Below are 18802 nucleotides of genomic sequence, written 5' to 3' on the forward strand. Positions count from 1 at the left end.
AGCGAGCTATCTCACCACGAGTGCGGCGAGGGCGAGTTCTTGACTGGTAACGGTCCAGCTACTGCTCTTGAATTCGTAATTGAGGTCGGCAAGGCGGCGAATTACGCGACAGAGGAGCGGTTTGCCCCAACGGCGGCAACATTCAGCGGCATTGCCTTGCTTGCAGAACATGAAATAGTTCTTGCCGATTGCCTGCGCTGCATCTTCGGCGCTCATCTTCTTGGCGGTAAGCGACATGAAGTTGAGCAAGTCTACGGCGTGGCTGTAAAGGGCATTTACGATGCGGATGGCGTCGTTGTCCTTGTTGCCGTAAAGAATTTCGTGCAGCTTGCGCGTATAGCCTACGGCATCACGCATCCCAAAATAGTTCAGAATTTCGTAAGGCGGGATTTCGCGGCGGGGCGTAATCAAAGTCTTAACGAGGTCGAACGTGATTTTTGGACAGTCCGGTTCGTAAATCAAGACCTTTTCCAGTTCTTCGCAAACGAGCTTGGTGTTGGTGCCCAAGGCGTCGGCCAGGTACTGGCTGGCGGCGGGCTCGATCGGCTTTCCGAAGTGAGCGGGTACGTTCGATGCAATCCATTCTTGCATCTTGTACTGCTTGGGTTCTTCGTACTTTTCGATTTTGCCGACCTTCTGCAGGATTTTGTAGAGTTCCGAATTCGCGCGGAGTTCGTCAAAGTCGAGCAGGAGTTTGCAATCGGGGGCGTCCTTGAGCCAGCGGGCGAGAGCCTTGGTTTCATCGGCCTTCATGGCGTCGGCATTGCGGACGACCACTGCCTGTTCTGGTGCAAACATAGAGACGGCGCCGCAGCTTTCCATAATGAGCCCGGCAACCGATGGAATGTTTGTATCAGAGGCATACACGACCTGCTTGGATAGCGGGTCGTCTTTGCGGTCTCCGAGAGAGTCTGTCAGGAACTTGTCGACCTGCTTATCCTTGGAGAACTGGTCTTTGCCGATGAGGGCTAGAATCATAGCTTACTTGAAGTCGACGATTTCGAAGCGGTTTTTGCCCTTCGGGGTTACAACTTCGACGATTTCGCCCTTCTTTTTGCCCATGAAGGCAGAACCCATGGGGCTCTTGAAACTGATCTTGCCGTTCATCGGATCGACGCCTTCGGGGCTCACCAGCTGATAGACCACTTCCTTCTTGGTAGCGAGGTTTTTAGCGGTGACGGTAGCGCCAAAGCGGACGGTGTCGGAGTTAGCGTCAAATTCAACGATAATTGCATTAGAAATCTGGTCTTCCAGCTTGGGAATTTCCAGATCGATATGAGCCAGCATTTCCTTGGCGGCGTGGTATTCAGCGTTTTCGCTCAAGTCGCCTTGCTTGCGGGCTTCTTCCATTTCATCTACAACGCGGGGACGTTCGACCTTTTTGAGGAAGGTGTAACGTTCAACCAATTTGTCGTAAGTTTCTTTAGTACAGGGTGTTTTAGCCATGACCTTAAATTAGAATTTTTTTGTGGAGCAGAAGCGGGGGCTGTTCAACATTGTTGCATTTTTCTATAATTTATGACGAAGAAAACAATAGGAGATTCTATGTACACTGTATTGGAAAAAGGCGGCGTTTGTTCCCCGAAGGGATTCACCGCATCTGGTATTTGTGCAGGCATTAAGGCCAGTGGTAACGCTGACATGGCTCTTTTGAAGAGCGAAAAGGCTGCACGTTGCTTTGCCGTGTTTACAACGAACAAGGTGAAGGCTGCTCCGGTGCTTTATGACAAAGCTGCTCTTGAACATGCCCACTTTGCTTCTGCTGTTGTGGTGAACAGCGGTAACGCAAACGCCTGTACCGGCGAACAGGGCCTGCGCGATGCAGAACGCATGGCTGTCCTTACCGAAGAAGCTTTGAAGCTTACTCCGAAGAGCGTGCTCGTTTGCAGCACCGGTGTGATTGGCCACCTGATGCCGATGGATAAGATTGAAGCCGGTATCCCGAAGCTTGTTGAAAAGCTCCACGCCGACGCTTCCGAAGAATTTGGCCGTGCCATTCTGACGACTGACCTTGCGCTCAAGAGCCATGCCGTTGAAATCCAGACCGAAAAGGGTGTGGTGACGATTGGTGGCGCCTGCAAGGGTTCGGGCATGATTCACCCGAACATGGCCACGATGCTTGCCTTTATTACCACTGACCTTGCTTTGCCGATTGATTTCTTTGCTGAATTCCGCGCCGACATCGCTGATTCCTTCAATGCGATTACGGTTGATGGCGATACCAGCACGAACGACACTTGCATTCTCTTGGCTAACGGCATGAGCGGCCTCAAGTACGAAGACTTGACGCTCTCTGAACAGGGTGAATTCCGCGCAGCATTGATGCTCGTGATGAAGGAACTGGCTAAGGATATCGTTCGCGACGGCGAAGGTGCAACCAAGCTGATTGAACTCTGCATCGAAAAGGCCGAAAGTCACGAAGAGGCTTTGCGCATGGCCCGCTTCATTGGTACGTCTAACTTGGCTAAGTGCGCTATGTTCGGCGAAGACCCGAACTGGGGTCGCATTTTGAGCAGCGCTGGTTCCAGCGGCTGCAATATGATCGCCGAACAGACGGACCTTTTCTTTGGCGACGTGCAGGTGCTTTCTAATGGCCGCCCGGTACAGCTCGACGAAGAACAGACCAAGGCTCTGCGTGCGGTAGTCCGCCAGCGTGAATACAAAGTAACGCTCGTTCTTAACATTGGTCATGCTAGCGCTAGCGCATTCACTTGCGACTTGAGCTACGACTACGTTAAGATCAACGCTGAATACACAACGTAACAGACTGCTCGGCTCTATCACATAAACAAGAATGTGATATCGCCTCGCTCTCGCAACCACGCCTAGTCAATACTAGGCGTTTGTTGCTCACGGAATCCTTAAAATCCTTAAGGCTTTGTTTTCTAGCGTGAACAACATTTAGTAGAAAATCCTGCTTTCGGGCGGGATTTTCTTGTATTTTTAGGAGAAACAAGAGGATAAACATGGATAATTTCAACTTCTACAGCCCCACAGAATTCGTATTTGGCATGAACCGCGAAAATGAATGCGGTGAACTCGTTAAAAAGTATGGTGGCACCAAGGTGTTGATTCATTACGGTGGGGGCTCTGCGGTGCGTTCGGGCTTGATTGACCGCGTGAAGGCATCGCTCGATGCTGCAGGAATTCCGCATGTGGAACTCGGCGGCGTGAAGCCGAACCCGCACGATTCGCTCGTGTACAAGGGTATTGAAATTGTCCGCGAAAATGGGATTGATTTTATTTTGGCGGTGGGCGGCGGCTCCACGATTGATAGCTCCAAGGCCATTGCGATGGGGGTTCCTTATAAGGGCGATTTCTGGGATTTTTACGAGGGCAAGGCTTCGGCTGCATGTGCGCTCCCGATTGGCGTGGTGCAGACCATTGCGGCGGCCGGTTCCGAGGGCAGCGGCGATTCCGTGGTGACCAGGGAAGATGGCATGCTCAAGCGCGGTGCAAGCAGCGAACATATTCGCCCGAAGTTCGCGGTGCAGAATCCGGCGCTCCTTTGCACGTTGCCTGCTTACCAGACTGCTTGCGGCATTACCGACATTATTGCCCACATTTTTGAACGCTATTTCACGAATACGCTCGAAGTCGAAACCACAGACCGTCTTTGCGAAGGCCTGCTCTTGGCCATGCTCAAGGAAGGCCCGCGCGCCATTGCCGACCCGACCAATTATCAGGTTCGCGCCAACATCATGTGGGCGGGTACGGTAGCCCACAATGATATTGTGGGCTGCGGGCGCAGTCAAGACTGGAACAGTCACGCCATCGAGCATGAACTTTCGGCACTTTACGACTGCGCCCATGGCGCGGGTCTCGCTGTCATTATGCCGGCATGGATGGAATACGTAGTCGACCATAACGTGATGCGTTTTGCGCAGATGGCGACGCGTGTTTTCGGCTGCCAGATGAATTTCGAAAACCCGAAGGCGACTGCCCTTGAGGGCATCAAGGCTTTCCGCAAGTTCCTGCATTCTATCGGTATGCCCATCAACTTTGCAGAACTCGGCGCCAAGGAAGAAGATATCCCGAAACTGGTTGAAAAGCTCAATCCTGGTGATGGCTGGGGCTTTGTTCCGCTCAAGGCGAAGGATGTGACCGCGATTTACACCATCGCTGCGCACGCCTCTCTCGAATAGCTTGCAGTTTGGTCTAGCGTATGAAAGCTTTATTCATCGGCGGTACAGGAACTATCAGCATGGCCATCACGCGGCTTGCTGTGGCCCAGGGCTGGAAACTCTACCTGCTCAATCGCGGAAACCGCCCTGCAGAAGACATTCCTGCGGGAGTCGAAATCATTCAGGCAGATATCTACGACGAAGCTGCTGTTGCTGAAAAAATCAAGGGCATGCAGTTCGATGTGGTCTGCGACTTCATCGTATTTCATCCGAGTGCGCTTGAACGCGATTACCGCTTGTTTAAGGATAAAACCAAACAGTTCATGTACATCAGTTCTGCGAGCGCTTACCAGAAACCGCTTTCGGATTATCGCATTACCGAGGGCACGCCTCTCGCGAATCCGTACTGGGAATATTCCCGCAACAAGATTGCGGGGGAGGAATTCCTAATGCGCAAGTACCGTGAGGACGGTTTCCCGATTACGATTGTGCGCCCGAGCCATACCTACGATGAACGCCACATTCCACTGGGCGTTCACGGCAAAAACGGTAGCTGGCAAGTTGCAAAGCGCATGCTCGAAGGCAAGCCCGTCATCATTCACGGTGACGGCACGAGCCTTTGGACCATGACTTTCAACACTGATTTTGCCCGCGGCTTTGTGGGCCTGATGGGCAATGTGCATGCTATCGGTGAATCGTTCCAGATTACAAGCGACGAAACGCTCACCTGGAATCAGATTTACAAGGCGGTTGCCGACGCCCTCGGTGTTGAACTCAAGCCGTATTACGTGTCTTCGCAGTTCCTTGCAGACGTAAGTGATTACGATTTGCTCGGGAGTCTGATTGGCGACAAGGCGAATTCCGTGGTGTTTGACAATTCCAAGCTCAAGCGCGCTGTGCCGACTTTCCGTACCGAGGTCCGTTTTGACCAAGGAATTCGCCGCACGATTGACTATGTGCTTGCGCATCCGGAATTCCAGAAGGAAGATCCCGAATTCGATGCTTGGTGCGATAAAGTGATTGTGACGCTGGAAACCGCGAAGAAATCTTTTTAACCTCGAAATATAAACTACATTTGAACTATGAAAAAACATTTGTTCAAATGCGTTTTTAGTTTTTTTGTTTTAGCTGAGTTAATCATTACTTTTGTGGCTTGCGGAGATAATACAAGTTCTGCAAGTTCTAGAGACGATTGCCCTGAAAATTATATTTGCGATACAATCTACACCGATGTGAGGGTCTATAGCTTTGTTTACTATGTGGGCAAAGATTCCCTAGATACGGTGACGGCGACAACGGATAGGATGACTTGTGATATCGAGGATGATAATTTTCATTGTTCCTTGATGTTTATTCATGGGTGTTTTTCCTATAGTTATAGCGTGGCAAGCGCAAATGGTATCGTAAAGGATTCTGCCAAGCATTTAACGGTAAATGTGACGCGAGTCGACACGACCTACATCAATTATGGCAAAAAACGCTTGATTGATTACGTGCCGGCCTATGTTGAAGTTCCCAAGTTGTCGGAAAAGAAATTGCAAGACTTGTTCGACACGTTGATACTCAAGCCCTATGATAGCAAGTATTATTCCTATTATGGGCATACAGATCATTTCTTGAGCAACTATTATATTGATGGCAAAGACTTGCCCGATGGATTTGGAGTTTCTTCTAATACGGAAAGGATTGTAACGCTTTTAGGTTGTGGGGATACCACTTATACGAATTATCCGCTGATACCTAAAGATATAGAAACTCGTTTGTACATGTTTCTTGAAGAACCGCTAGAAAAGGATACCACGATTACGTGGATGGCATATTACACCGATATGTACGGTGTCGAGGATTCTTTAGAAGTGACGACTTTCGTTACGATGGAAGAGGATTAAATCGCTTTTTTTAGAAGGCTTTGACTGCTTATCTTGAAAGTTCTACGGCGTAGTCAGCGGCGTTCACGAAGTCTTGTGCATGCTCGATGGCGATGACGGTGTGGCCCGCTTCGGTGAGGCCGCGAATCAGGTCGAGTAGGTGCTGGATGTCCTTTTGATGGAGACCACGTGCGGGTTCGTCGAAAAGGAATAGCGTATTCGGCGCCTTCGCGCGAGCGAGGGCGATGGAAAGACGCAAGCGTGCGCGTTCACCGCCGGAGAGGTGCGTCGTAGTCTGTCCGAGTTTCAGGTAGTCGAGGCCCGTATCTACAAGCGGTTTGAGCTTGTCGGCGAAAGGCTTCATATTAATGAACAATTTGTAGGCGTAGCCGACTTCTAGGTCATAGATGTCGGCGATGGAAAGCGACTTGAAGCGGACTTCGAGAATTTCATCTTTGAAACGTCTGCCGAGGCACACGGGGCATTCGGATTCTTCGTAGCCCGCGGGGTCGAGGATGACGCCTTCGCCCTTGCAGTTTTCGCAGCGGCCTCCGGGGGCGTGCGTCGCGAACTTGGCGGCGGTGTAGCCGCGGACCTTGCTCTCGGGAAGTTTTGCGAATAGGTCGCGGAGAATCGTGTTCAGGTTGATGGCCGAGGCGACGGTACTGCGTCGGTTCCCGTGGAAGTCACCTGTCGAAAGAATCGATAGCGCCTGGATGCCGAGGCTTCCGAATTCTCCCTTGGTAGCACGCGGCGCCAAGTTCCTGAAGAAAATCGTAGACTTGCCGCTACCGCTCTGACCCGTGATGACGCTGAACTTTTGCACCGGGAAATGTGCGGTGACCGGCTTCATATCGAACATCGCGAAGTTCTCAACATCGATAGTCGCGGTTTTCTTCTTTGGATCCTTCGACGTTCTCTCGTCTCTCGTCTTTCGTCTCTCGTCTAGTAACTTGATCCAATTCCCTGTGGGCGATGCCGGGTTGCCGAGAACTTCTTTCGCAGTTCCTTGCAACAATATTTCGCCGCCTTTTTCACCTGCGCCAGGCCCCATTTCAATAATCCAGTCGGCTTTCTTGATGAGGGCGGGATTGTGGTCGATGAGCACAAGCGTGTTTCCACGGGACTGAACCTTCTTGAGGACTTTCCAGAGGGCTTCGACATCGCTCTGGTGCAAACCGCTGGCGGGTTCGTCGAGGACTATCAAGAGATTGTTCAAGTGCCCGGTGCTGAGGCTCGAAAGCCGAAGTCTTTGGACTTCGCCACCCGATAGGGTGGCGCCTGCACGCCCTGCCGTAAGGTAGCCGATATCAAGGTCGACAATCGCCTGAATACGGTCTACGAGCGTGCGGAATGCGGGTTGCTGCTTTGCCGACAGTCGATTGTCGAACAGGGTGTGCAGCCGGCTTTCGAGTTCCGCGAAAGGCGTGCTTAAAATGTCTTGCCAAGTGGTACGGATTTTGCGCGGCTCATCTTCGCTTGAAATGCTTTCAATCGCCGCGTTCAAAAAATTCTGCTTGAGTCGAAGTCCCTTGCAATCCGGGCATTCTTCGCTGTTGTCGCCGTCTTCGATGATTCCGGTGCCGCCACATTTTTCGCAAACGCTCGTGCGGGAATACGGCGACAAGTCTTCAGGTGCGAGCGGTCTAGAAAGCTGTGCCCCATGTTCCGGGCAGCGCGGCACCGTGCTGAAAAGTTTGCGGCTCCCGTTGATGTCTAGAATCAATTCGCCGTGTGTGAGCTTCAAGACTCCATCGACTGCTTCGGCAATGCGGGTGCGCGTGTTCTCGCGAACAATCACGCGGTCCACGACAATAAAGAATTCCTTCGGGACAATCTTCTTTTCGTTTTCAGTCAAGTCTGCAAGCGAATAGCTGACATCATCTGCCATGGCGCGCGTAAAGCCTTGCGCCAGGAACACCGCCGCCAACTTATCGAGGTTCGCGCGTTTCTCGGCGTCAACTCTTGCAAAGAACTGCAACTTGCTCCCTTGCGGCAAACTCGCAATTTCGCGAATCATGTCTTCGCGGCTCATGCTTTCCATGGGCTTTCCGCAAACGGGGCAAGCGGGCTTCGCATATGCCGCAAACAAGGCGCGTAAAGTCGAATCGCATTCCGAAATGCTCAAGGCGTAAGCCTTTGCTGGCGTTTCACCGTGGCTTGGGCCAACGGCTAGGCTTGCGGGTAAACCTTCGGCGCTATCCAGCGGAATAATGCGACGACCGCCTAGTAGTTCCGCCGCAAACGGCGAAAGCGTTTCCAAATAGCGGCGCTTGGATTCCCCGTGCAGGGTGTCAAGCACAAGCGTCGACTTTCCGCAACCCGAAGGTCCGCATACCACAGAAATCTTGCCCAGCGGGAACTGGGCATCGATATTCTTCAGGTTGTGCAGCCTGCAGCCGCGTACGGATATGAAACTTAAACCAGCCACTAGTTACCCAGTTGGTAATGTGTAGTGTGGAATGTGTAATGTGAAATGGATGACTTCACATCTCACACTTCACATTTTTTATTCTCTGATGGTAAATCTCAGTTCGCCAAACGGGGTGCAGAAATCCAGGTTCTCGAGGTTGTTGGTTTCGATACCCGTGAACATGCGGTAACCGCCACCAATAGAGATTTCGAGCATCTTCGTGACACGATAGTTAAAGTGCACTGCCATGTCGGCGGTAAAGAAGTAATCTTCGGATTCAAAAGCTTCGTCGTCCGGTTCCATCACATAGAGGGCACCGCCACCGATTTGAATAGGAACAGAAATGGAAAAGTCATTGACACGCACCGGGAACAGTTCCACGAAACCGCCTACAGACATATATTTGATCATCTGCTTTTCGGACACGTTATAGTTGCGCACGTCACTCAAAAGTCTAGACACCCAGACACCTGTGGAAAGCAAAGGATTGAGGTCCAGACCGATGCGGAGGTTTGCAAAAATCGCCCCATCGTCGGCCACGAGTACGTTACCGCCGCTCACGCCAATGAACGCCTTCAGACCTCCATTGGATTTTTCTTCAGGCGTGAACTGTACGCTTTGCAGTTCAGCGCTTGCAAAAGCGGTGAGGACTATCAGGAAAACAAAGATTTTCTTTATCATTTTATACCTCGTTTTGTATAAAATTTACTAAATGAATTCAAGCGGGGCGTTACGGGGCCGGTGATTGAGGCCCTGTTTGAGGGGGTTGTGTATGACCCGGCTGAGTCGGGGCTGAAACTAGGGGGAGACATCCCCCTTTAAAAATTAAAGGCGGTCCTTGGTCATGTTCAGGCCTTCAGCAGGGCTTCCTTCCCAGTTCCAGATGCGGTCCTTGGATTCGGGCCAGGTGCAAATCGTCCACACCACGGAATTACCGCAAAGGACTATGGTCCAAATACCGAAAACCAAGAAAAGAATGAGAGGAATGAAGGCGAGCGATCCGTAGAAAATAGACATACGGGTCACGAGCATGGTCTGGATAAGCATCAGGATTTTTACGTAGATGATGATGCAAATCCATGCAAGAACGGTAATGCCGATGGAGGAAACAAGCAACTTCTTCTTGGTGTAGTTCTTGGGGTCCGGTCTTGCGGGGAGCGCGTATAGGGTCAAGAAAATAACCAGGAGGAATGCACCATGGAATGTCAGGTACCAGAAGGCATTAATAAGCCTCTTGAGTACCGACGGGTCAAAGTGCAATCCGTCGACCACAATGACTGAAAGCGCGTTCTGGAGGTAGTTCACGAAGCCGGCATAAAGACCGATAATGCCTGCAAAGATAAGCAGAAGTGGGGTATAGATGCGAATCTGCTTGTGCAGCGGACGAGACACTTTGTTTTCCCACACTACATTAAAGTTCGATTCCAAGCTGCCGAAAGCGAGAATGAACGTGATGAAAAGACCCATGGCACCGATAAATCCGAGCTTACCGATAGGCACGTGTTCTGCGTTCTTCACGATGGTGATAATCGGGTCGACAGGCCAGTCGAGATCCAAGAACGTGAGCAAGTGCGGCAGGTAGTCCGAGAAAAAGTTACCGAATCCGACCGCGATTGTAATCGAGGTCAAAAGGATCAGGAGCGGCACCACAGCCAAGAACGTCGTATAGGTAAGGGCTGCAGCACGGGTAAGTCCATGGAAGTACAAGAAGGACTTGCCTGCAATGATGGCAACCTTTACGGGTGTGACAGAACGTTCGGCTATATAGTCGAACATCCTTTCCCAAGAAAAATCTTTAAACCAGTTTGGCATCAAAACGGATTACTTGATGGTGCTGGTCAGGCGGAAGGCGAGACCTACATCGCTCAGTTCGTTTTCGCTATAGACGCTGAATTGAATCTTGGACTTGCCGATGCTCTTGACATAAGCGACGGTCCATGCCCAGTCGTCGTAGGTGCCCTTCGGGGCGCCATAAAGGTTGTCGCGCTTGTTGATGTATTCCCATTCAACCATGAGGTGGCTCATGATGGTGCTCAGGATCTTGCTGTCCGGGGCAAAATCGAGACCCAGGTAGAACGGCTGGTAATAGATGCCCGGCTGGAAGTACTTGGATTCGGGAGCGAGATAGTTGTCTGCGCCGGTATCCAGGTCGTCATCTTGCGTGTAAATGCAGGCATATTCACCATAGGCACGGAGGATCGGGAGAAATTCGTAGCTGGCGTAGGCGGCAAGACGGTGAGTCACGTAGGCCGTGTTCTGCACGACGTCAACCAGGTTTGCACGGTAGGCAACCTTGACTTCGAGCGGGAAGGTGAACTTCATGTCGTCTTCGATACGAACATAGCCCTGGTTTGCGGTTCCGTTCTTGGCGGCAACCATGGCGTTCAGTTGATTGAGGCCGCTCTTCCAGCCGAGTTCGACAGCGTTGTGGCTATAATCGCGCATCCAGAGGCCGCGCTTGGTCAAATCCTTGTCGACATAGGTACCGAAGTTGGTAGACTGCGACCAGTCGGTCTTCCAGCGACCGATCTTCAAATTCATCTGGTTGTTTTCGTTAAGAGCCCACTTGTAGTTTACCCAGTAGAGGTCGGCCAGAATTTTGTCGTAGTAGGTGACCTTACCGTCGCCGTCCTTGACCTTGTTGCCGAATTCCGGGGCAAAAATACGGAGCATGATCGTACCGTCCAGGTTTTCGCTCTTGTACTGGCCACCGATGTTGGCACGAATCCAGCCGCTGCTGAAGTTGTTGTCATCGTCGGCGATGGACTTGGTGGCCTGGGTCTGTACGTTACCCTTGAGGGCCATATTGTCTGTGAGATCTCCGGCAAATGCCGAAATGCTCATGGCAAGGGCGGCCACTGCGATTTTCCTGAACTTCATGTTTACTCCTTGGAGGGTTTTGTTTTTCGTGTCCAAATTTAGAAATAATTTTCTAAATTTCGGCCCGCTTTTAAGGAGTGTTCCGTGAAATTGTTTCATTTTTGCTTTTTTTACGTTTTTTTCGCTGTTTTGTGTGTAAATCTTTTGGCCAAACCTGCTTGGGCTCGCGATATTCTCCCCAATAAGACACATGCTGTGCTTACAGTGACATACACCAATAATGACGATGTCCCCCAGGCGCATAAAAAACTTTCGTTTGTTGGCCAGAACAATCCTAATAATAAATTGACTGTTACGACCGATGCCGAAGGCGAAGCAACATTCCATATTCCGCGTGAAGATGCTTATTCGATTTTCTGTGAAAGCGTGACTGGGCCTTTTGAATGTGGCTCTACTCCTTATGTGTCTCTCACGGCAAGTACGGGTGGCATGACGGTTGTTTTCGACGACACGCGAGTCGAATTGGTCGGTGTGAATTTTAAGGCGGGAAGCGCTGAACTGGAATCGCAGTCCATGGAAATTCTGGATAAGGCTGTTGAAGGCCTAAAAAGAAATCCCGATGCCCGTATCGAAATTCAGGGACATACCAGTTCCGAAGGCGGCGATGCGTTTAACCAGACGCTTTCTGAACAGCGCGCTTACACGGTATTCCTTTACATGGTTGAACACGGCATTGACCGCGGTCGCCTTTCGGCAAGCGGTTACGGCTCTAGCCAGCCGAGGGCATCGAATGCCACTGAAGCGGGTCGCATTAAGAACCGCCGCATTGAACTTCGCGTATTGAACGAAAACGAAGTTCCTGTAGAATACGTCAATTAATTCTTTCGGAAGCCGTCGTCGGAAAGGATAATCCGACCTTCGCGGAAAAGCGTACCAAGAATTTTCTTGAAGGTCTTCTTGGACATGCCGAATTCGCGGCGGATTTCTTCGGGATCGCTGTGGTCGCCGTACGGCAAGAATCCGCCCGCTTCTTCGAGCTTTTGCATAATAGCGGCGGGGCTTTCGCTCTTCATGATTCCCTTGTAGCCCACGGGAGTGAGGTTCAAGGTAATCTTGCCATCTTCGGTAAAGCGCTGGATATAGCCTGCCATGGTGTCGCCGATATAAATGCGCGGCGTATTGGGCGTAATCATAAGGCGGCCCGTGTAGCGGTAGTCCACCAAAAAATCGATATGGTCGCGGGTAACTTCGTAGGCGGCGAGCTGTACCTTTTGACCCAGGTGCAGTTCCGAAGTGTCGGGGTCCAAGAAACTCTTGATTTTTTCGGTCGCGACAATGCGGTTGCTCTTGTCGTCTTCGAGAATGAATACGACGCAACGGTCTCCGCGGCGGAGTTCACCGAGCTGCTGCTTGTAGGGGAGGAACAAGTCCTTGTTCAGACCCCAATCCAGGAATGCGCCAAAGCGGTTTACGTCCTTGACTTCGAGCACGGCAAATTCGCCGACAGTTGCGTAGGGCTTGTCGAGCGTTGCAATGGGGCGGTCTTCTGAATCGGTATAGACAAATACGTCAAGAACTTCGCCTTCTTGGAGGCTGAATTCTTCTTTTTTGCCGGGGAGCAGTACGCGTCCGCCGGTTTCTAGTTCCAGGTAATAGCCCTGGGGCATGATTTCTTCTACTCGGGCGCGGTTAAATTTGCCTAATTCCATGGGGACCTTCCGTTCATTTTTACCCAAAATTAGAAAATGTGAGAAAAATAAGGGACGAAATCAGACTGTTTTCCCGATTTTGGCGTATAGAAGGTATAACCACTCTCTAAAAAGGATACGCCATGAATCAAAATACAATGATGCTTCACGAAAAAATGTCGACTCGTTACTTACCGCGCGAAAAAATCGAAAAGTTCGGGGCTTCAGCACTCACGAACGAAGACCTGCTCGCCCTGATTTTGGGGAGCGGGAACCAAGACTGCAATGTTTTTGAACTGTCGCGGCGCCTTTCGGACTTTCTTTCGAACCAGACTCAGGTGCCGACACTTGCCCAAATTCGGGAAATTCGCGGCCTTGGCAAGGTGAAGGCGGCACAGGTGCTTGCCTGTTTGGAACTTTCGGGGCGCTATATCTTGAGCAACAAGTCAAATCCGATTGTTTCGCCAGAAGACCTTGTGTCTAGGTTATCGTTCTTGAAATACGAGGAGCAGGAACACTTGGTAGTGGTTACGCTCAATTCGGTGAATGGCGTGATTCGTGTTCATGAAATTACGACGGGGCTTGTCAACAAGACTCCGGTACACCCGCGCGAGGCCTTTGCAAAAGCGATTGAAGACCGTGCTGTTTCAGTTGTGTTTGCACACAATCACCCTTCTGGATCTGTCGAGCCGAGTCTCGATGACATGGCGATTACGCGGGTTCTCTGTGCTTCGGGGCGAATTCTTCAGATTCCGGTGCTCGACCATATCATTGTGGGCAAGGGCGGCTTTACGAGCATTTGCAGAAAAAATCCGGAGCTGTTCGAGAAAACGTTCTGCCCGGTTTAGGTTTCTAGCCTACAAAATTCATGATATTACAAAAATGTTACAAAGTGCTGGTTGTGTGATTCTCAAGGGGTTTTTCAAAAAAAAACGCATTTTTTTGTTGCTTTTTTGAGTAATAAGTTATATTTACAATAGTAGAATCGGGTGGCTTTGTTTGGTAGTCGCCCATTATAAGGAGATGCTATGAATAAGGTAGCTATGGGCCTTGCCCTTGCTTTGGCGGCTTCCGCCTTTGCTGGTCATCCCCAGACGATAAACAAGGAAGGCTTTGTGGGTGTGAATAAGACCCAGTCTGCTCAGTCCCTTGGCCATTCCAAACTAGTGTTTACCCTTTTGGGCGATATGACCTTCGGTAACGACATGTTCCCGAATAACGATAATGGTATAGCTCTAAAAGAAAGTTATGCTGATGCTGATATGACTAATGGCTATATGTATGGGCTAGAACGTGATGCAGAAGTGAAGGACTTCTTGGGTGCTTCTGCTTATGTCGGCTTTGCCATTGGCATTTGGCACTACTTTGATTTGGGCTTTACCTTGCCGGTTTACTATGACCAGTTTACCGCCGAAGACATCAATCATAACGGCGTTATTTCCAATACGAAGGTTGGATATATTGGTAACCTCAAGGCCGATTTGAAGGCTCGTTTCCCGCTTCCTGAAGACCAGGTGTTCGATATCGCTGTGTTTGGCGGTCTTACCTTTAAGACGGCAAATGCTGAAAAACAGGGTCTCTGGATTCGTGAACCGGAATACATCAACAAGACAAACGGCGTTGCTTCTCCGTTTGGTATAAATGCGATGACCCTTAAGGGTGGCCTTGCTATCACAATGGATATTAGTAAGCTCGATGGCGGTGATGGTGTTCCGTTATTGTTGCACTTGAATGGTGGTTATCGCTATGTGATGAGCGATGAATATATGTCGCTCCCGTTCATGAGTGCCGCCGCTGAAATCTACTTTATGGATTTCATGTCGCTGTTTGCTGAATTCTATTGGGATATCCAGACGGATGACCTTGTGTCTTGTCAGTTGGATAAATTTAGCGGACTGAAGGTTTGTGGTGAACAAACTGACAAGCTTGACATGATGCAGTTGACAACTGCCTTGGTGTTCCACTTGCCGGTGGGCGTTGATATCCACATGGGTGCATCTTTCTACCTGGGCGGCGACAAGTATTTGAATGATGTCGAAGTCCTGAGAGATGGTGACCGTAACGGAAGCTTCACTTATGTGAACGGGATTAATGAATCCGGCATGTATGACCTTAATTTGTATGAATACGCTGACAAGGACGCCGTTCGTGCTGATCGCATTCGCGTGAACCCGAATCTTGCGATTTATGGCGGTATCACTTGGAGCGGCTTCCTGCTTGCTCAGGACCGCGATGGCGATGGCATTACGGATGACGAAGACAAGTGCCCGGACGATATCGGTCACCGCTTGAATCAGGGCTGCCCGCTGGGTAATCCGGATGCCGACGAAGACGGCGTTTGCGATGCCTGGGTTGCCGAAAAGGGCTTTGAATCTGAATTTGCTGAAGTTTGCGAAGGCGTTGATGAATGCCCGAACGAAGCAGGCGAAGGCGACGACGGTTGCCCGCTTGACAATCCGGATGCTGATGGTGATGGCGTTTGCGATGCCTGGGTATCTCAGAAGAAGATGCTCAAGAAGTTTGCGAACGTTTGCGAAGGCATTGACGATTGCCCGGCTCAGGCTGGTTCTCCGGCATTCAATGGTTGCCCGACTAAGCAGCCGGACCCGGATGGTGACGGTCTCTGCTCTCCGTGGATTACCGATGAAGGTGTCATGAACGAATTCGCCGACATCTGTAAGGGTTACGACATGTGCCCGGGTGAAGCTGGTTCTGCCGCTAACAAGGGTTGTGCATGGGATGATCCGGATGCCGATAACGACGGCCTCTGCGACCCGTGGGTAACCGAAAAGAAGATGGGCTTCTACTTCGAAAAGGCTGCTGAAGACGAAGCAATGGCTAAGGAATGGTTCATTGACAAGTCTTGTAAGGGTATCGATAAGTGCCCGACCGAACTCGGCCCGGCAACGAATGAAGGCTGCCCGCTCGGCAACCCGGATACTGACCAGGATGGCCTCTGCGATCCGTGGGTGACCGAAAAGAACATGCTTGACCAGTATGAAGGTATCTGCGCTGGCGTTGACAAGTGCCCGACCGAAGCCGGTGAAGCATTTGCTCAGGGTTGCCCGATGGAAAGCCCGGACCCGGATGGTGACTCCCTCTGCTCTCCGTGGGTTACCAAGCAGAAGATGCTTGACCAGTTCAAGGAAATGTGCCGCGGCTACGACCGTTGCGAACTCGAAGCTGGTCCTGAATGGAACAAGGGTTGCCCGATTGAAGATGATCCGGACCCGGATAAGGACGGTGTCTGCTCTGAATGGGTTGCAACCAAGAAACTCCAGAAGGAATTTGAAAGCGTCTGTACCGGTATCGACCGCTGCCCGGATGAACCGGGTGACGACGGCCATGGTTGCCCGAAGAAGGCTGCTGAAAAGCTCGATGGCGTGACCTTCAAGAGTGGTAAGGCTACCTTGGAAAGCAACGCACGCAAGATCCTCCAGGGTGTCGCCAAGAAGCTCGTCGAAGACGACAGCTATAAGGATCTGAAGATTGTGATCCAGGGTCACACCGACAACGTGGGTAAGGAAAAGACCAACCAGAAACTTTCCGAAAACCGCGCTAAGGAAGTGATGAAGACCCTCACCAAGGCTGGCGTGAAGAAGGATCGTATCAAGGCTATCGGTATGGGCTCTAGCTGCCCGATCGATGACAACAGCACTGCTGAAGGCCGCGAAATGAACCGCCGTATCGAAATGCACTTCGTAACGCCGGATAACGACGGTACTCAGTGCGAAAGCAACTTGGTGCAGTAATCAATCTGTAAAACGTTGAAATTATCCCCGACCCGGTAGGGCCGGGGATTTTTTGTGTAGTTTTGGTAACAATGAAAAACGAAATATTTTAGGTCTTTTTCGGATTTCTTTTATTAGATTTTTTTTTATAAGGGAGCCTGAGGTTTATAGTGGATAAACGTCGGAAAATATTGACTTGTATACTCGCCATTGCGTTGATTTTTATAATCAACATGGGTGTTGCGAATATTCTCAAGCAAGGCAAATGCGAATCCATCCTGAATCTGGATGAAGGCTGGACGCTTATTTTCCATGGCGACACGACTGAAATTCCCTCTATCAAAGATTTTGCGTTTGAAGACCATAGCATAAAAAGAGGCGATTCCGTTATCTTGAGGCGGCGACTCGGAACGAATTTTCCGGAAAACCCGGTGCTGCGTTTTGAAACCTACCATGCTTTTGTCGAAGCTTACCGTGAAAAATCCTTGCTGTATTCAAGCGGTCAAAAGGATTTCAAGGAAGGAAACATTGTTGGAAGCAGTCTCCATTTTGTGTATTTGGGTGTTGTTCTGTATAAGAACAAGATGTTTGAGCTCCGGTTCCATATGGCAGAAGACGATGCGTGGGACGCTTTGCCGATAATGGAGGTGTTGCCGGCTCGGTATGCTTATGGGGATTTCTTTGCTAGACATTCCATGCCTTTGGCTGTAGGGGTGTTTTCGCTTTTATTTGGGTCTTTGTCCCTGTTCTGTTGCTTGGGCGCATTCTATTATAGAATGAAATTTTTCCGTATCCTGATGACGGGGATACTTTCTTTTTGCTTGGGCTTGTGGACGATATGTTATACGAGGGTAATCCAAATCTTTTCGCTTGATTTTTCGTTCAATACTTGCCTAGAATATATATGCCTTTATTCGGCCCCAATTCCGTTGTGCTTGTTGTTGTTGCATATGCATTACAAAAAGATTAGTAATGTGCGCTGGTGGGGGTTGTTCATTATTACTGCCGTAGGCATCGTTCTTCTTGTAACGACTACCATTTTGAATGGAACGCATATATTGCGTTTCCCCAGGACATTGTGGGTCTTCCATCTTTATGCGATGATTGGACTGGGCTATATGATTTGTACGGGAATTCTATATAACCGTCATTTCGATACCCCGGGTAAAATCCTTTCGGCCGGAGTATCTGTATTCGGTGGCTTTGCGGTGATAGACCTTGTCCGTTTTTACGTGGCCAAGTATATACATATGGAACATTCCGTTCTCGAAATGACGTTGCTTCCGATTGGAACGTCTGCGTTTGTATTGCTGCTTGTGCTGAGTTATTTAGTTTATATATACCAGCTGCTTACGGAAAAGGCTGAAAAAGATGCCTTGTCGGAAATTGCTTACAAAGATGCACTCACCGGGCTATATAATCGAACCAAGTGCTTGCAGATTTTTGGAGTGCTCGATAAAGGCGATAGCGACTACGCTATTGTGAGTTTTGACATGAATGGCTTGAAACTCGTGAATGACAATCATGGTCACAGAGCTGGCGATAAGTTGATAAAGGCTTTTGCCGAAGTGCTTAAGGAAGCCTTTATGGGAATCGGTTCGGCTATTCGTGTCGGTGGCGATGAATTCTTGGTGATTGTGCGTAACGAACATGTCGAAGATGTAAAGGAATCCCTAGTGATGATGGCGGACCTGCAGAAGGAACGTAGCGCGAAGTTGCCGATTCCGCTGGAAGTAGCTTATGGCATTGCCTATAGGCATGAACTTTCAAAGGGCATGGCTGGCTCCGAGGTTCGCAAACTAGCCGGAACGGAAGACGTATACCATTTGGCCGATGAGCGTATGTACGCCATGAAAGTGTCAATGAAATCGGATTTGGTAAGGAAGTAGGACCGGGGATTTTTATATTAGGGTTTATGACTAAACTCGATGAAATTCTCCAGTCCCTTGATGCCTCCAACCACGATCTCGTGGAAATGCTCCCGGCAAATTTGAATCATAAAATGGTGCAGAAGGCTCGCCTCGGCAAAAAGCCTGTGCCCAAGCATACCCAAGACCTCATTTTGCAGGCCGTTAACGCCCTTTTGCGCGAAAAAGCGGTTACCGAAGACAAAAAGGTGAAGCAGTACAAGCGCGTCGAAATATTCGGGGAATAACTT

General features: G+C 50.1%; 16 protein-coding genes. 9 read left to right on the top strand and 7 right to left on the bottom strand.

Annotation, left to right across the window (positions count from 1 at the left end):
- Positions 1 to 6: 6 nt before the first annotated feature.
- The gene (gene holA, locus QOL41_RS09020; RefSeq protein ID WP_283429493.1) at positions 7 to 978 is read right to left on the bottom strand and encodes a DNA polymerase III subunit delta; all 972 of its coding nucleotides are present in this window, start codon (positions 976 to 978) and stop codon (positions 7 to 9) included.
- 3 nt (positions 979 to 981) lie between these two features.
- Positions 982 to 1446, bottom strand: a complete 465-nt coding sequence (gene greA, locus QOL41_RS09025) for a transcription elongation factor GreA (RefSeq protein ID WP_073317814.1) — start codon at positions 1444 to 1446, stop codon at positions 982 to 984.
- A gap of 99 nt (positions 1447 to 1545) precedes the next feature.
- Between greA and argJ the strand changes: the two genes are divergently transcribed.
- The 4 genes from argJ (at position 1546) to QOL41_RS09045 (ending at position 6013) form a co-directional block, all read left to right on the top strand.
- Positions 1546 to 2763, top strand: a complete 1218-nt coding sequence (gene argJ / locus QOL41_RS09030) for a bifunctional glutamate N-acetyltransferase/amino-acid acetyltransferase ArgJ (RefSeq protein WP_073317811.1) — start codon at positions 1546 to 1548, stop codon at positions 2761 to 2763.
- Between the two features lie 203 nt (positions 2764 to 2966).
- Positions 2967 to 4145: an iron-containing alcohol dehydrogenase gene (locus QOL41_RS09035; protein WP_283429494.1), complete on the top strand. Its 1179-nt coding sequence runs from the start codon at positions 2967 to 2969 to the stop codon at positions 4143 to 4145.
- Between the two features lie 20 nt (positions 4146 to 4165).
- A complete protein-coding gene (locus tag QOL41_RS09040; protein WP_283429495.1) occupies positions 4166 to 5179 on the top strand; it encodes an SDR family oxidoreductase in 1014 nt (337 codons plus the stop codon).
- A gap of 93 nt (positions 5180 to 5272) precedes the next feature.
- The gene (locus QOL41_RS09045; RefSeq protein ID WP_283429496.1) at positions 5273 to 6013 is read left to right on the top strand and encodes a hypothetical protein; all 741 of its coding nucleotides are present in this window, start codon (positions 5273 to 5275) and stop codon (positions 6011 to 6013) included.
- A 28-nt stretch (positions 6014 to 6041) separates the two neighbouring features.
- Here QOL41_RS09045 and QOL41_RS09050 read toward each other — a convergent pair whose 3' ends face one another.
- The 4 genes from QOL41_RS09050 to QOL41_RS09065 all read right to left on the bottom strand — a co-directional run bounded on the left by QOL41_RS09050 (position 6042) and on the right by QOL41_RS09065 (position 11285).
- On the bottom strand, positions 6042 to 8423 hold the full coding sequence (locus QOL41_RS09050) for an excinuclease ABC subunit UvrA (protein ID WP_283429497.1): 2382 nt from the start codon (positions 8421 to 8423) through the stop codon (positions 6042 to 6044).
- Between the two features lie 78 nt (positions 8424 to 8501).
- A complete protein-coding gene (locus QOL41_RS09055; RefSeq protein WP_283429498.1) occupies positions 8502 to 9086 on the bottom strand; it encodes a hypothetical protein in 585 nt (194 codons plus the stop codon).
- Positions 9087 to 9230: 144 nt separating this feature from the next.
- Positions 9231 to 10181 (bottom strand): YihY/virulence factor BrkB family protein, encoded by a 951-nt coding sequence (locus tag QOL41_RS09060; protein ID WP_283429499.1) that lies wholly within the window; start codon positions 10179 to 10181, stop codon positions 9231 to 9233.
- A gap of 45 nt (positions 10182 to 10226) precedes the next feature.
- A complete protein-coding gene (locus tag QOL41_RS09065) occupies positions 10227 to 11285 on the bottom strand; it encodes a hypothetical protein (protein WP_283429500.1) in 1059 nt (352 codons plus the stop codon).
- Positions 11286 to 11480: 195 nt separating this feature from the next.
- Between QOL41_RS09065 and QOL41_RS09070 the strand changes: the two genes are divergently transcribed.
- On the top strand, positions 11481 to 12104 hold the full coding sequence (locus QOL41_RS09070; protein WP_283429501.1) for an OmpA family protein: 624 nt from the start codon (positions 11481 to 11483) through the stop codon (positions 12102 to 12104).
- On the opposite strand, the gene QOL41_RS09075 is transcribed toward QOL41_RS09070, so the two are convergent.
- Entirely contained in the window at positions 12101 to 12934 is an 834-nt protein-coding gene (locus QOL41_RS09075) for a CvfB family protein (RefSeq protein ID WP_283429502.1), read from the bottom strand. The genes QOL41_RS09070 and QOL41_RS09075 overlap by 4 nt on opposite strands.
- 122 nt (positions 12935 to 13056) lie before the next feature.
- On the opposite strand from QOL41_RS09075, the gene radC reads away from it, so the two are divergent.
- The 4 genes from radC (at position 13057) to QOL41_RS09095 (ending at position 18799) form a co-directional block, all read left to right on the top strand.
- Positions 13057 to 13761 (top strand): RadC family protein, encoded by a 705-nt coding sequence (gene radC / locus QOL41_RS09080; RefSeq protein ID WP_283429503.1) that lies wholly within the window; start codon positions 13057 to 13059, stop codon positions 13759 to 13761.
- A 180-nt stretch (positions 13762 to 13941) separates the two neighbouring features.
- A complete protein-coding gene (locus QOL41_RS09085; protein WP_283429504.1) occupies positions 13942 to 16665 on the top strand; it encodes an OmpA family protein in 2724 nt (907 codons plus the stop codon).
- A gap of 212 nt (positions 16666 to 16877) precedes the next feature.
- Positions 16878 to 18533 (top strand): sensor domain-containing diguanylate cyclase, encoded by a 1656-nt coding sequence (locus tag QOL41_RS09090; RefSeq protein WP_283429505.1) that lies wholly within the window; start codon positions 16878 to 16880, stop codon positions 18531 to 18533.
- Between the two features lie 26 nt (positions 18534 to 18559).
- Positions 18560 to 18799 carry a hypothetical protein gene (locus QOL41_RS09095; RefSeq protein ID WP_173652991.1) on the top strand — a complete coding sequence of 80 codons (240 nt, stop codon included), beginning with the start codon at positions 18560 to 18562 and terminating at the stop codon, positions 18797 to 18799.
- Positions 18800 to 18802: the final 3 nt, after the last annotated feature.

The sequence above is a fragment of the Fibrobacter sp. UWB10 genome (assembly GCF_900182935.1).
GTDB lineage: Bacteria > Fibrobacterota > Fibrobacteria > Fibrobacterales > Fibrobacteraceae > Fibrobacter > Fibrobacter succinogenes_O.